Origin of the sequence: Flagellimonas marina, from assembly GCF_042651185.1 — a bacterium.
In the GTDB taxonomy this organism is placed as follows: Bacteria; Bacteroidota; Bacteroidia; order Flavobacteriales; family Flavobacteriaceae; genus Flagellimonas; species Flagellimonas marina.
Map to the genome: position 1 here is coordinate 1,336,027 of NZ_JBHSCL010000004.1, position 13,902 is coordinate 1,349,928.

12 protein-coding genes are annotated in these 13,902 nt (G+C 41.1%); 6 read left to right on the forward strand and 6 right to left on the reverse strand.

Annotation, left to right across the window (positions count from 1 at the left end; translation table 11 throughout):
• Window positions 1-17: 17 nt before the first annotated feature.
• On the reverse strand, window positions 18-278 hold the full coding sequence (locus ACFOWS_RS09605) for a DUF4834 family protein (RefSeq protein ID WP_379763921.1): 261 nt from the start codon (window positions 276-278) through the stop codon (window positions 18-20).
• A gap of 85 nt (window positions 279-363) precedes the next feature.
• Here ACFOWS_RS09605 and ACFOWS_RS09610 point away from each other — a divergent pair, with 85 nt between their 5' ends.
• The 5 genes from ACFOWS_RS09610 to ACFOWS_RS09630 all read left to right on the forward strand — a co-directional run bounded on the left by ACFOWS_RS09610 (window position 364) and on the right by ACFOWS_RS09630 (window position 5,004).
• Window positions 364-1,350 (forward strand): transporter, encoded by a 987-nt coding sequence (locus ACFOWS_RS09610; protein ID WP_379763923.1) that lies wholly within the window; start codon window positions 364-366, stop codon window positions 1,348-1,350.
• 65 nt (window positions 1,351-1,415) lie between these two features.
• Entirely contained in the window at window positions 1,416-2,537 is a 1,122-nt protein-coding gene (locus ACFOWS_RS09615; RefSeq protein WP_379763926.1) for a GTP cyclohydrolase, read from the forward strand.
• A 92-nt stretch (window positions 2,538-2,629) separates the two neighbouring features.
• On the forward strand, window positions 2,630-3,454 hold the full coding sequence (locus ACFOWS_RS09620) for an amidohydrolase family protein (RefSeq protein WP_379763928.1): 825 nt from the start codon (window positions 2,630-2,632) through the stop codon (window positions 3,452-3,454).
• A 12-nt stretch (window positions 3,455-3,466) separates the two neighbouring features.
• Window positions 3,467-3,991, forward strand: coding sequence for an amidohydrolase family protein (locus tag ACFOWS_RS09625; protein ID WP_379763931.1), 525 nt, complete (start codon window positions 3,467-3,469; stop codon window positions 3,989-3,991).
• Between the two features lie 167 nt (window positions 3,992-4,158).
• A complete protein-coding gene (locus tag ACFOWS_RS09630; RefSeq protein ID WP_379763933.1) occupies window positions 4,159-5,004 on the forward strand; it encodes a hypothetical protein in 846 nt (281 codons plus the stop codon).
• 65 nt (window positions 5,005-5,069) lie between these two features.
• Here ACFOWS_RS09630 and ACFOWS_RS09635 read toward each other — a convergent pair whose 3' ends face one another.
• The 3 genes from ACFOWS_RS09635 to ACFOWS_RS09645 all read right to left on the reverse strand — a co-directional run bounded on the left by ACFOWS_RS09635 (window position 5,070) and on the right by ACFOWS_RS09645 (window position 9,622).
• A complete protein-coding gene (locus tag ACFOWS_RS09635; protein ID WP_366588842.1) occupies window positions 5,070-6,329 on the reverse strand; it encodes an aminotransferase class I/II-fold pyridoxal phosphate-dependent enzyme in 1,260 nt (419 codons plus the stop codon).
• Between the two features lie 125 nt (window positions 6,330-6,454).
• Window positions 6,455-7,495 (reverse strand): PLP-dependent cysteine synthase family protein, encoded by a 1,041-nt coding sequence (locus ACFOWS_RS09640; RefSeq protein ID WP_366588840.1) that lies wholly within the window; start codon window positions 7,493-7,495, stop codon window positions 6,455-6,457.
• A 72-nt stretch (window positions 7,496-7,567) separates the two neighbouring features.
• A complete protein-coding gene (locus ACFOWS_RS09645; protein ID WP_379763936.1) occupies window positions 7,568-9,622 on the reverse strand; it encodes a S9 family peptidase in 2,055 nt (684 codons plus the stop codon).
• Window positions 9,623-9,767: 145 nt separating this feature from the next.
• Between ACFOWS_RS09645 and ACFOWS_RS09650 the strand changes: the two genes are divergently transcribed.
• Window positions 9,768-10,094 (forward strand): YbaB/EbfC family nucleoid-associated protein, encoded by a 327-nt coding sequence (locus tag ACFOWS_RS09650; RefSeq protein ID WP_379764510.1) that lies wholly within the window; start codon window positions 9,768-9,770, stop codon window positions 10,092-10,094.
• Between the two features lie 126 nt (window positions 10,095-10,220).
• On the opposite strand, the gene ACFOWS_RS09655 is transcribed toward ACFOWS_RS09650, so the two are convergent.
• A complete protein-coding gene (locus ACFOWS_RS09655; protein WP_379763938.1) occupies window positions 10,221-11,246 on the reverse strand; it encodes a threonine aldolase family protein in 1,026 nt (341 codons plus the stop codon).
• A 147-nt stretch (window positions 11,247-11,393) separates the two neighbouring features.
• Window positions 11,394-13,796, reverse strand: a complete 2,403-nt coding sequence (locus ACFOWS_RS09660) for a zinc-dependent metalloprotease (RefSeq protein ID WP_379763940.1) — start codon at window positions 13,794-13,796, stop codon at window positions 11,394-11,396.
• Between the last annotated feature and the right edge of the window lie 106 nt (window positions 13,797-13,902).

A 13,902-nucleotide genomic window follows, 5' to 3' on the forward strand; every position in this document is an offset into this window, starting at 1 on the left:
TTTTGAAAAGACAAATATTAGTCAATTTCCTCAAAATCTATGTATTCTCCAACTTTTTTTGAGGGATTGGATTTTCGGGTCGTGTTCTTATAAATGGTAGTGTCCCCTTCCGCTGTCGTATTTTCCCCAAAATCCTGATAACTGCCAAATTGCTGGCCAAACTTTTCCTCGGTCTTCTTCATGGCATATTGTATCAACCGCGGTGCCAACCACTTCAGCAGTAATTTCGCGGCGTAGTATACTAATATGAGGATAAATATCGTTTGTAGTACAACCATATAACCTAAACTATTGCATCAAAATTACACTGTAGGTAGCATAAAACGACCAAACGTATCTTAAAATACTATTAAAATCAGTTATATGGATTTTTCCTTTTTCAAAAAGACCCTTTTCCTTCTTGTCCTTACACCTGTTTTTTTGAACGCCCAATATACCGATGTCATCAATTCCAATAGACCCGGAAGGGCTGTTAGTGCCTATGCCGTGGGTAAAAATGTGGTACAGGCCGAAGCAGGATTGTTCTACGAACAACAGGACAATGTGGACCTGAATTCCGATTCCAATATTTTTGGAACTGATATGGCTTTGCGATACGGACTATTTTTTGAAGAGTTGGAAATCAATTGGGAAGGTTCCTTTATGAAGCAGAACATCAACTATCCTGATTTTGGCATTGAAGGAAAACTAGCTGATTTTTCCAGAAACAGACTTGGTGTAAAATATCTTGTTTACGACCCTTATAAAAACCCAGAACGCAATAAACCAAATTTGTACAGTTGGCGGGCCAACAACCTGTTCCAATGGAAAAACTTGATTCCAGCCGTTTCTTTATATGGTGGAGTGAATTTTGTTTTGGGTGATAACCCGTTTTATCCTGGGGAACCTACAACCTCGTACCGAGGAGCGGTAGCCACGCAAAGCAGACTTTCGCCAAGGTTTGTATTGATTTCCAATGTTGCCTATGATCGGATTGGAACTGATTTTCCAGAATGGCGGTACGCACTTTCCCTTTCGCATGCCCTTAGAGATCCCAGATGGAGCATCTTTTTTGAAGGACAGGGAATTTCAGGGGATCGCTATTCAGATGTCATTCTACGCACCGGGGTGGCCCGTTTGCTGAGTCCTGATTTTCAAGTAGATTTACATATGGGCTCAGGGTTTAAAAACGACCCTTCGCGACTCTTTGTAGTGCTTGGTGCTTCTTACCGCCTGGATTTTCATAAAGATAGCTTTAAGACCATTGACCCCATGAGCAGTGGTAATTCCAACGGAAAAATAAAGCGCAACTCCAATAAGAAAAAATCAAAAAAGCGAAAGAAAAAAAACAAAGATGAAATTGATTTCTAAGTTTTTCGCCCAACACTTTCATGCTGCACCTAATATTGTTAATATTGACCTGTAAATAATGATGTATGGTCACCATCAAACAGGTTCAATCAAAAGCGGATTTAAAACGCTTTGTAAAATTTCCCTTTTCCCTTTATAAAAATTCACAATATTGGGTACCCCCTATCATTAAAGATGAAATGACATCTTTTGATGAAACTAAAAACCCTGTTTTTAAAAATGCGGAAGCCCAATTCTATCTTGCCTATAAAGGTACTGAGATTGTGGGTCGGATTGCTGCCATCATCAACTGGTTGGAGGTGAACGAGCAACAGGTGAAGAAAATGCGATTTGGTTGGTTTGATTTTATCGATGACCTTGAAGTTTCCAAAGCCTTGCTGGACAAAGTTGCTGAGATTGGGAGAGAACATGGATTGGAGTACATGGAGGGCCCGGTTGGTTTTTCCAACTTGGATAAGGTAGGTGTTTTAATAGAGGGGTTTGATCATATCGGCACTATGATCACTTGGTATAACCATCCCTATTATCAATCCCATTATGAAAAGCATGGTTTTGTAAAGGAAAAGGAGTATTTGGAAAACAAGTTCTTGGCCGCTGCCGCGGACCCAAAACTTTTTAGCAAAGCCAATCTATTGGTAAAGAAGCGCTATGGGCTCAGGGAAATGAACTTTACGAACAGTAAGGACATTATGCCTTGGGTGGATAAGATGTTCGACCTTTTTAATGAGAGCTATGCAAAATTATCTTCATTTGTAAAAATCACTGATATTCAAAAGGAATATTTCAAAAAGAAATATATCAGTTTCATCAATCCGGAGTACATCAAGTTTGTGGTGGATTCCAAAGATAATTTGGTGGCGTTTGCCATTGTAATGCCCTCATTTTCCAAGGCATTGCAAAAAGCCAATGGACGACTGTTCCCTACGGGCATATTCCATTTGTTGAAGGCTAAAAAACAGAGTAAGGATGTCATTTTTTATTTGATAGGCATCCATCCCAACTATCAGAACAAAGGAGTAACGGCCATCATTTTCAATGAATATTACCACACATTCAAAGAAAAGGGAATTGTAAATTGTATCCGTACGCCTGAATTGGAGGACAATGTGGCCATTAGACAGATGTGGAAGCATTTTAACCCTGTAACCCACAAGCGGCGAAGAACGTACAGAAAGGAATTAAAATAGTTTCCTATCTACAAAACGCTGTGGAACTTTTGTTTTGTGGTAATATTTGCTGAAATTTAGAGCACTTCCCCCCTAATTAGCTCACTAAACCCATGAAACACTTTTTCGTCTGTATTGCCATTGCTTGTATTTGGGGATGTAATTCCAAAACTGAAGCCACAATTGCCTATGATCTTGTGATATCGAACATCAATCTTATTGATGGAACCGGAAAACCGATGCGGGAAGGGATTTCCATTGGCATAAAGGATGGAAAAATTGTTGCCCTAGATAGTGTGTTATCCGGTGATGGTACTAAACATATCAATGGGACGGGCAAATTTCTTATTCCAGGGTTGTTTGACTGCCAAACCCACACTGCCGATTATAATCGGGATTTTCCCAGATTTATGCATTACGGAGTTACATCAATTTTCGTAACGGGTGGAAGTTTATGTACAGATGAATATTACGCCGAAATGCGCAAACAAGGAGAACAGGATTCTATTCCAGCACCACGGATATTTCATACCAGCCAGCATTTTTCTATGGAGGGTAGACATCCTTCCAAAACCTATGCAAGTCCCAATTGGCAAGATGGTGAGTCTATTTTCTTTCTGAAAGACACCGTTCAGATTGAAGAATTGGTAGAGCGGGTATCCAAAAATCCAATTGTTGGCATTAAACTCACTATTGAAGATGGTCCAGCTCCCCCTTTTGTGGAACGGATACCTCAAGAATTCGTAAATAAAACAGTTCAGGAAGCGGCTAAACATAATTTGGAGGTGTTTGCCCATGTCAGCGACAATATGGAGTTGGAGATGGCCATTAATGCCGGCGTGCAAAATCTAGTCCATTATACAGGTGTGAACATTGACCCCTCCAATGAAAGACATCTTGAGCTTCTACAAAAATTTAAGAAGCAGGACCCTTCTTGAGTTACCACCTTGATGATCGATAAGTCCTTTTTATATCCTTTACATCCAGAATGGTTTAAGAATGAAGCAATGCTTCCTGAATATCAGCAAGCAGCCAAGGAGATTACCACAGGACAGGTTGCCCGTGCCAATATTTACGTGAATGTTTTAATGAGTGAGTATGGGTTGAGTGATAACAGTTTATCATCCTTTATAGTGCCGCAAGCAAAAGATATTCAATATCTATATAACAAAGGTTTTAATATGGTTTTGGGGACGGATACAGGAAATGATTTTAACTTTCCCGGTTATAGCCTTCACGAAGAAATGCAGCTCATGGAAATGGGTGGAATCTCAAATTTGGATATCATTACAATGGGAACGTTAAATGCAGCCAAAATGTTGGGTGTTGCTGACCAATTGGGTTCTGTAGAAGTTGGTAAAGTTGCGGACATCATCATTTTGGATGAAAATCCGTTGGAATCCATTAGCAATACACTTTCCATCAACACGATTTTAAAGAATGGGGTGGTTCAAAAGCGATTCGAAAATGAGTAATTGCGTTTTCTGGTCTCTTTCTTGAGCGAGAATTTTATTGGAAATTCGGACCATGCTTTGCATCCACACAGTTTTCCGGACCAATTATGCTATGTTTTGGTTATATTATACATAGTTTCATGTTTACCTTTCGTATAAAGCTGATATTTAGAAAAATACCCCATGCTATGAAATTCAGACTGTATATTCCTATTGCCCTGTTATTGACGGGAATTTCAATACATGCCCAAACTGCTGACTTTACCGGGACTTTTATGAATCAAGACAATAGTGTTTCATTACAGTTTAAAAGGGTTGGTGATGAAATACATGGCATGATGGCCACGGAAGGGACAAGTTTTGCCCTTCGTGCCATACAATCTGCAAACAATCTGCAAGGGCAGATTTTTGGATTGAACGGCCCCATAGATTTTGGTGCACAATTGAACGGAGCGAGTATGACTCTAACCGCGGTTGGACTCAATGAAATCTTTTTCAAAACATCATATCAGCATAGCTTGGGCGAATTTGATCTAACGCCTTATATGGTTGATTATGGTAGAGCAGGTAGTGTAAATAATATACCTGGTATTGATACCACCGCTGGTAACACCATAGCAAATGGTGATTTAGTTGTAACTTCTCCTTACCCCGATTTGAACAATCAAGAAGTTTTTACCATTGTCGCGGGAAGCCAACTGGTTTTTTACCAGCGAACATCTTATGTAAATGATAATACCGCTAGTTCTATCACTTATGTGAATTTCTGTGCCAATGGAACCTTCACCATAAATTATGATGGCTCTTTCAGTGTGGAAGGTGATTATGGAGGCAATGCACAGGGTGTTTCCAGCGGTAGTAATTCAGGATTTTGGAAATTGGTTTCCTATCAAGGTCAACCAGCGGTCTATCTACAGTATTACAATGGAGAGTCCAATGTAAATCCGTTCAATATCAACGATATTAAACAAGGGAGATGGCGAAGGGGAAATACCCAATATGCCCTGCAGCGAAATAAAGTATTCTGCAATTAAAAAATCTATGTGAATAAAATTGCTACGCTAAATTTGCAGCGGTTTTTCTGTCACCTTTACGGTTTCTACTCCCCCATAGCCGCAGCAACCGCAGCCGAAAGTCGCTTGTAGGTACCATTTTGCAGTCGTTCCCTAATAGACGAAAAAGCATCCAAGGTCTCAGCAATATCTTCCATAGTATGCGTAGCCGTAGGAATCAAACGCAGCAAGATTAATCCTTTCGGAATTACCGGATAGACCACAATGGAACAGAAAATACCATAGTTTTCACGTAAATCCTTTACCAAGGCCATGGCTTCAGGAATACTACCGTTTAAATATACCGGGGTAACGCAACTGGATGTTGTTCCAAGGTCAAAGCCACGCTCACGAAGTCCATTTTGTAATGCATTTACATTTTCCCAAAGTTTGGCCTTTAATTCTGGCATAGTGCGCAACATATCCAAACGCTTCAAGGCTCCTTTTACGTAGACCATGGGGAGCGATTTGGCAAACATCTGCGACCGAAGATTGTATTTTAAGTATTCTATGATTTCCTTATCTGCGGCTACAAAAGCACCAATTCCTGCCATTGATTTGGCAAAAGTGGCCAGGTAGACATCAATCCCATCTTGCACACCTTGCTCCTCACCTGCTCCAGCACCTGTTTTACCAAGGGTTCCAAAACCATGGGCATCATCTACCAACAACCTGAACTTGAATTTTTTCTTCAGCTCAACAATTTCTTTGAGAATGCCTTGCTCACCTCGCATTCCAAAAACACCTTCGGAAATCACCAAAATACCACCACCGGTCTCATTGGCCATTTTTGTGGCCCGCTCCAAGTTTTTCTCAAGGCTTTCTGGGTCATTGTGCTTAAAGGTGAAACGTTTCCCCATGTGAAGTCGAACACCATCAATAATACAGGCGTGGCAGTCAACATCATATACAATAATATCGTCTTTGGACACCAAAGCGTCAATCACAGACATAAAACCTTGATAACCGAAGTTTAATAGATACGAAGCTTCTTTGTGGACAAACTCGGCCAATTCTCGTTCCAGTTGCTCATGATAGTCGGTGTGTCCGCTCATCATTCGAGCTCCCATAGGGTAGGCTGAGCCGTGTTCGTAGGCTGCATCACCATCAACTTTTTTGATTTCAGGTAGATTGGCGAGCCCCAAGTAATCATTGATACTCCATGTAATTACATCCTTTCCTTGAAATTTCATTCTGTTTGAGATGGGCCCTTCCAATTTTGGAAATACAAAATATCCTTCAGCTTGTGATGCCCATTTTCCCAACGGACCCTTGTTCTCAATGATCCTATCAAATAAATCTCTCATCTACCTTAAAATTGATTCAAATGCAAAAGTATAGATTTTTGTGAACCTCGCATAACGATTTTTTCACATAAAAAAACGACAATGGTTTTCATTGTCGCTTTGCATTTATAACGTGTACGCCTCTTCTACTTGATATACTCAATCTTTTCAGGCACTTCGGCATTCTTAATATCAAAAAAGCCTTGGTTGTCCATCCATTCATTGCTGTAAACCTTGCTCATGTATCTTGAACCATGGTCTGGGAAAATAACGATGACGTTGCTATCCTCCGTAAATTCACCTTCGGTGTTCAATTGATACAAGGCTTGCATGGCAGCACCGCTGGTATATCCAACGAACATCCCTTCGGAATGGGCTATTTTACGGGCCATGTGGGCACTTTCGCCATCCGTTACCTTTACATAGCGATCAATAGTGTTGAAGTCTGTAGCAGCTGGAATCAAGTTCTTGCCCAACCCCTCAATGCGATAGGGATATACCTCATTATGGTCAAACTCCCCTGTTTCGTGATATTTTTTAAGCACTGAGCCATAGGCATCAACCCCCAACACTTTAATTTCTGGATTTTGTTCCTTTAAATATCGGGCAATCCCTGAGATGGTACCTCCGGTACCGCTGCACGCCACCAAATGAGTAATGTTTCCGTTGGTTTGCTCCCAAATCTCAGGGCCAGTGGTCTGGTAATGGGCCTCTATATTGAGTTCATTAAAATATTGGTTGATATAAATGGAATCCTTTGTTTCCTTGTGCAAGCGCTTGGCCACCTCGTAATATGATCTTGGGTCATCTGCGCTAACGTGGGCCGGGCAAACATATACCTTGGCACCCATGGAACGCAACATATCTATCTTATCTGGTGATGATTTTGAACTAACGGCCAAAATACACTTGTAACCTTTTACAATACTCACCATAGCTAAACTAAACCCTGTATTTCCAGAAGTAGTCTCAATGATGGTGCTACCCGGTTTTAGAATGCCTCTACGTTCTGCTTCCTCAATGATATAGACTGCAATTCTGTCTTTTGAGGAATGGCCTGGATTAAAGCATTCCAATTTGGCATAAAAATTTCCGGTAAGGGGGGCGGCGATTTTGTTAAGCTTAACTAAGGGGGTATTTCCAATTAAGTCAAGGATATTGCTGCACGCATTTATCTGTTTTTTCATAACTGGTATTAGGTAAGGAATGAATTTTAGTACGTACAAAAGTTCATTCGGCACAAAAATAGCATTTTATTTTTAATGGGTTTTGCCTTCTAGGTCTAAAATAAACGCATATTCTTTTGCGGTTTCCTTTAAAGCTTCAAATCTTCCTGACGCCCCACCATGCCCAGCATCCATATTGGTGTCTAAAAAGAGGAGATGGTCATCGGTCTTAAATTCCCTCAATTTAGCTACCCACTTTGCTGGTTCCCAGTATTGCACCTGTGAATCGTGTAGCCCCGTGGATACATATAAATTAGGATATGCCTTGGCCTCAACATTGTCGTAGGGGGAATAGGATTTGATGTAATCGTAATACTCCTTGTCATTCGGATTTCCCCATTCGTCATATTCTCCAGTGGTCAGTGGTATGGAATCATCCAGCATGGTTGTGACCACATCTACAAATGGCACTTCTGCAATAACGCCATTATACAGCTCAGGAGCCATATTGACTATTGCCCCCATTAAAAGTCCGCCAGCAGAACCGCCACTGGCATACAAATGCTCTGGACTGGTATAGTTCTGTTCAATTAAAAATTTAGAACAATCTATAAAATCAGTGAACGTATTTTTTTTATTGAAGAGTTTTCCGTCTTCATACCAAGGTCTTCCCAAATACTCCCCTCCCCTTACATGGGCAATGGCATAGATAAAACCCCTATCCAACAAACTTAATCGAACCGAAGAAAAATAAGGGTCAATAGTACTACCATAAGAGCCATAAGCATATTGAAACAGTGGGCTTGAGCCATCCAACGGTGTATCTTTTCGATACACTAAAGAAATAGGCACTTTTTTGCCATCACGGGCCGGAGCCCACAAACGCTCGGTTTTATAATTCTCTTTATTGAACTTTCCGCCCAAAACCTCTTGTTCTTTTAACACTTTTTTGGTTCGGGTCTTCATATTAAAGTCAATGATGGTATAGGGCGCCCCCATTTCATTATAATAATACCGAAGCTCATCCGTATCAAAATCTAAATTTACAGAAGCTCCAGCAACATAAGTTTCACTGTCAAAAGGCAAATAATAGCTTTCTGTGCCATCCCAGCGGGATATCTTCATTTGATTAAGTCCGTTCTCCCGCTCTGAAACCACGTAGTAGTCCCTAAAAATCTCCACATCTTCCAATAAAACATCTTGCCTGTGGGGAATGAATTCTTCCCAATGTTCTGATTCAGTGTTTCTCTCATCAGCTCGCATCAACTTAAAATTGGTGGCTTTATCTCTATTGGTCAAAATATAGAAGTTACCCTCATAATGCGCAATGGAATATTCTACACCTAAATCACGCGGAGAAAACACTTTAAAACTACCATTAGGGTCGTCCGCATTCAACGTCCTATATTCGGTGGTCATTGTGCTCACAGAACCGATTACAATATATTTCCGGGATTTGGTTTTGTAGACAAAGGTGTTGTAGGTGGAATCCTTTTCATGGAACACTAACTCGTCTTGCTCCGAAGAAGTTCCCAATACATGCTTGAAAATTTTATCAGAACGCAACGTTACGGGGTCTTTTTTGGCATAGAACAAGGTCTTGCCATCATTGGCCCAAACTGAACTTCCTGTGGTATTTTCAATGATATCAGGGTAGATTTCGCCTGTTTTTAGATTCTTGATTTGGATATTGTACTGCCGTCTAGAAACCGTATCTGTTCCAAAAGAGGCCAATGTATTGTCCGGACTCACGGAAATCCCCTTCAAGTTGAAGAATTCATGACCTTCGGCCATTTGATTGCAGTCAAACATGATTTCTTCGGCTGCATCTAGACTATCTTTCTTTCGAGAATAAATGGGGTACTCTTTACCCTCTTCATACCGATTGATATACCAATAGCCATCCAATTTATAGGGAACTGACGAGTCAACTTCTTTTATTCTTGACTTCATTTCCAAAAAAAGGTCATCTTGGAATTTTTTGGTATGAGCCGTCATCTTTTGGTAGTAGTCGTTTTCGGCATTGAGATAATCAATAACGGCTTCGTCTTCCCTATTGTTCATCCAATAGTAGTTGTCTATCCGTACATCGCCGTGTTTTTCCAATTTAGTCGGAATCTTTTTGGCCACAGGGGATTGTATTCGCATCAATTCTTCTTTATTGTTTTGGCAAGAGCCTGCAAAAATAAGGCATATTATGGGGATAAAAGGGATTGAATTGCTTCGTTTCATCCAGTTTGATTTCTGCCAATTTAGTATTTTTGAAGTCAACTACACACAAAAAATAGCAGCTATGTTTGGAGATATCATGGGAATGATGGGTAAACTCAAGGAAACCCAGAAAAAAGTACAGGAAACCAAGGAGCGATTAAACACGGTGATGATTGATGAGCAATCCTCAGATGGATTACTAGAAGTGACTTTGACAGCAAACCGTGAAATTAAATCAATCAGTATTGATGATTCCCTTTTGAAGGATAAGGAACAACTGGAAGATTATCTGGTTTTGACTTTGAACAAAGCGATTGAAAAAGCTACCAATGTAAATGAAACCGAACTGGCCGCTGTTGCCAAGGAGGGTATGCCCAATATTCCAGGAATGGATGCTTTTATGAAGTAAAAACATCCCTAAAGTCACCTCAAGGGGGACACTTTAAATTTGTCAGGTCGAGCGCAGTCGAGACTTTTTATAAATAGGAACTTTTAATAACTTCTCGACTGCGCTCGAAGTGACAGTTTTAGCGAATCACCCAATTGTTTGAAGGATTTTAAGGAAATGCTGGTGCATATTGTCTGTGTAATCCAAATGGGTAACGATGCGTAGTTTTCCCTGCCCCATTCCAATAATGGAAATTTGTTTTTCGGTAAGTTTAGCCAGAAAATCCGCCGATGTTATTTTGGATTCATCCAACTCAAAAATGATAATGTTGGTTTCAATGGGTTCTACTTTTTTAATGAAATCCAGAGTGGAAAGTAACTCCCCAATTTCAGCCGCTTTTTTATGATCTTCGGCCAATCGTTCTACATGATGGTCTATGGCATAGATTCCGGCTGCTGCCAAAAACCCGGATTGTCGCATTCCACCGCCTAAAACCTTCCTAACTCGCAATGCTTTGTCAATTAAATCCTTGCTCCCCACTAAAACGGAGCCTACAGGACATCCCATGCCCTTGCTCAAACAAACACTAATAGTATCAAAGAGGTTTCCGTACGCCTTAGGGTCTTCTCCTTTGGCCACCAGTGCGTTCCAGAGTCTTGCACCATCCAAATGGTATTTTAGGCCATGGTCATCACAAACATTTCTTATTTTATTGAGTTCCTCAAAATCCCAACAGGCCCCACCGCCTTTATTGGTGGTGTTTTCTATACAGACCAATGATGTCAAGGGACTGTGGTAAAAATCAGGAGGATTGATGGCTTCTTCCACTTGTTTTGCCGTCATCATACCGCGATGACCGTCCACAAGCTTGCAGGAAACCCCACTATTGAAGCTTACGCCTCCACCTTCATAATTATACACATGGGCGAATTTGTCACAAATCAATTGGTCCCCAGGTTGGGTATGAAGTTTAATCGCCGTTTGATTGGTCATGGTGCCACTCGGAAAAAACAATGCAGCCTCCATTCCAAAGTAATCGGCCACTTTGTCTTCCAATACGTTCACTGTGGGGTCGTTTTTGAAGACATCGTCCCCCACCTTGGCGGTCATCATGGCCTCCAACATTCCCGCTGTGGGCTTGGTGACCGTATCACTGATTAAATTGATTGTCATAAAAGTTCAATTTCCGTTTACAACCAGAATTCTACCCTCAATATTCATTAAAATATCTCCCTTGATGTTAATTCTAGTGTGAGTTAGGTTTGTGCTTGAGCTTGTACTTGAATTTGAACTTGCTCTTGAGCTTGCACTTGTCCTTATCTAATCCATGCAGTCCATTCCTATGGGAGAGCCATCAGGAATTTTGGGGACAGGTATCACATTAAAGCTGGTCGGTTTTTCCATAAACATATCGATACGCTTCACCATTTCCACTGCGATAGCTGTTTTTCCATTGCCCAACAATGCTGCTTTAAGTTCTTTTAAAGTGGCATTGGCGATAGCATTAACCTGGGGGTGGACTTCTTTATGGGCTGCCAAATTCATGATATGGTACAACACTCTAAAATTGATGGTCCGCTGTACCTCCTCCAAATACGTGTCTTTTTTGGATTCTTCAATGGTGCTGTTGATTAATTTATTCAAAACCTCTTCTAATCCCAGTTGGCCTTTATCCAGACTTTTTTGTTGAATCAATCGTGAAGCACGTTCTGGGTGAAGCAACAATCCCAACGTCATATCCGCGGCGGTTTCAGCAGCGGACAAAGCATCAAAACTTACGCCCGTTCTTCCCATCAATGATTCACGGGTTCGCGGATATCCGATGGCCCTAGGCGGAAATAGGTCTAATTTTTCCTTCGGAATGGCAACAACCTCGGCATCCAATGTTTGAAGAATGGACTCCAAGGCTTTCTCCTGTACTGCTTGATTCACCGGCTCCACTACCCGTTGCCCATCTCCTTTAACCGCATAGTTGTAGTCAAGCCCCCCAACAACTTTTGAAACGGCTTCAGTCTGGTACCGATGGAAAAAATATAATGGTGCAAATACATCTTCCAAAACAGAATTGGGCTCCCCAGTGCGGATGTTGTCCATGGAGAAGTTATTCATAGCCGTTTTTCGGATCTGTAGGACACTTTCCAATTCTTGACTGGCGTTTTTTCCATTATCCCATAAGTGGCCTAAAGCATGGGCACCTCCTGTAGGTCTTGCATCTTGATCGGAGATGTACCGCAAACCATCATCCTGGGCTTTCTTTAAAATAGCATTCAGTCCTTCTTTTTCAGAGGTTCCGCTTGGAAAATCTGCATACGAATACGCCACAGTAACTTTATCCCATTCACCAATACCTGTATCATAGGCGTTTGAAAAATCGATGGTATTTCCTTTTAGTTCAAATTGTGGATGTGGATAGTCCATCACCGAAGCCCTGTTGTTGGTGCTCGCGGCAAAATTGTGTGCAAAACCAAGGGTATGCCCAATTTCGTGTGCAGAGAGTTGACGAATTCGGGCTAAGGCCATTTCCAACATGGGTTGGTAATTATCATCCCGCTCAGCAAAGGGTTTGTTCATCAACGCTTGGGCAATTAAAAAATCCTGACGAATACGTAAACTTCCCAAACTCACATGGCCTTTCATGATTTCTCCTGTTCTTGGGTCGGTAATACTGCTACCGTAGCTCCAACCTCTTGTGGAACGGTGCACCCACTGAATTACATTATAGCGGACATCCAAAGGATCGGCATCATCCGGTAATATTTTCAGTTGAAAGGCATCTTTGTATCCAATGGCCTCAAAGGCTTGGTTCCACCATTTACCCCCTTCCAATAGGGCGGAACGAACCGGTTCAGGGGTTCCATTATCCAAATAGTAGATGATGGGCTCCACAGCTTCACTCACTTCAGCACCGGGATTCTTTTTTTCCAATCGATGGCGGGTAATGAAACGCTTTAATATAGGTTCTTGTACTGGAGTGGCATAATCATAATAAGTTATGGGATAGGAACCACACCGTGGATCAAACACTCTTTTCTTGTATTTATCATCGGGTAGTTCAATTAGAGAATGATGCTGAGCTACGGTCACCAAACTAGGGTTTGGTGTCACAGATTGAATCCAATCTCCTTCAGGATTACCTTTAAACGTCAAAGTAACATCAAACTCCACATTTTTAGGAAATGCTTTGGTACGCTCAAAGGCCAACGCACTTTTGGAAGCATCCAGACTATAGGACCCCTGCTTGGAATCTTTCAATCTATTGGCTACACCATGGGCATCCCGCATTAGAAAATCCGTGAAATCTATCAAATAGCTTCCTTTGGATTCTTCTTCAATCTTGAATCCGTGTAAAATGGATTTGGCAAAAGCTTGCTCCACCGACTTTCGTTCTAGCGCATTGTCCGTAATGGCGCGATAGGTCAGATTGGGTTGCACCAAAAGCAATTTGTTCCCTGCTTTTTTGAAGTAAACAACCTGTTCATTGCCCAGCTGTCCCCTATCCAAGCCAATATCGTTGCTTCCAATGCCACTGCTGAGGGAATAGACATACAAAAATTCCTTGTCCAGTTCATCGACTTCCAAATATATCTTGTCCGATGAATCATCATAATAGAAATTAAAGTAACCGTTGAATTTTTGAAAATCCTTGGCCTTGTCAAACGTTTGTCCGGATACGGCTGCACAAAAAAAGCCAAATACTGCAATGAGGGAAATTGTGTTCTTCATAGTTGCGTGGAAATTGGATTTAAAAATATGTAATTCATTTTAAAAAACCCCGTGAATCCTCCTTTTCCGTCCTAAAATATAAATTGATAAAAATAGCCGTCAATTT

Bases quoted from the DNA above. Each gene is read 5' to 3' on its own strand.
- ACFOWS_RS09645 (WP_379763936.1), bottom strand. From the start codon at position 9,622: ATGCGAATACAATCCCCTGTGGCCAAAAAGATTCCGACTAAATTGGAA.
- ACFOWS_RS09640 (WP_366588840.1), bottom strand. From the start codon at position 7,495: ATGAAAAAACAGATAAATGCGTGCAGCAATATCCTTGACTTAATTGGA.
- ACFOWS_RS09620 (WP_379763928.1), top strand. From the start codon at position 2,630: ATGAAACACTTTTTCGTCTGTATTGCCATTGCTTGTATTTGGGGATGT.
- ACFOWS_RS09610 (WP_379763923.1), top strand. From the start codon at position 364: ATGGATTTTTCCTTTTTCAAAAAGACCCTTTTCCTTCTTGTCCTTACA.
- ACFOWS_RS09635 (WP_366588842.1), bottom strand. From the start codon at position 6,329: ATGAGAGATTTATTTGATAGGATCATTGAGAACAAGGGTCCGTTGGGA.
- ACFOWS_RS09660 (WP_379763940.1), bottom strand. From the start codon at position 13,796: ATGAAGAACACAATTTCCCTCATTGCAGTATTTGGCTTTTTTTGTGCA.
- ACFOWS_RS09615 (WP_379763926.1), top strand. From the start codon at position 1,416: ATGGTCACCATCAAACAGGTTCAATCAAAAGCGGATTTAAAACGCTTT.
- ACFOWS_RS09625 (WP_379763931.1), top strand. From the start codon at position 3,467: ATGATCGATAAGTCCTTTTTATATCCTTTACATCCAGAATGGTTTAAG.
- ACFOWS_RS09650 (WP_379764510.1), top strand. From the start codon at position 9,768: ATGTTTGGAGATATCATGGGAATGATGGGTAAACTCAAGGAAACCCAG.
- ACFOWS_RS09605 (WP_379763921.1), bottom strand. From the start codon at position 278: ATGGTTGTACTACAAACGATATTTATCCTCATATTAGTATACTACGCC.
- ACFOWS_RS09630 (WP_379763933.1), top strand. From the start codon at position 4,159: ATGAAATTCAGACTGTATATTCCTATTGCCCTGTTATTGACGGGAATT.
- ACFOWS_RS09655 (WP_379763938.1), bottom strand. From the start codon at position 11,246: ATGACAATCAATTTAATCAGTGATACGGTCACCAAGCCCACAGCGGGA.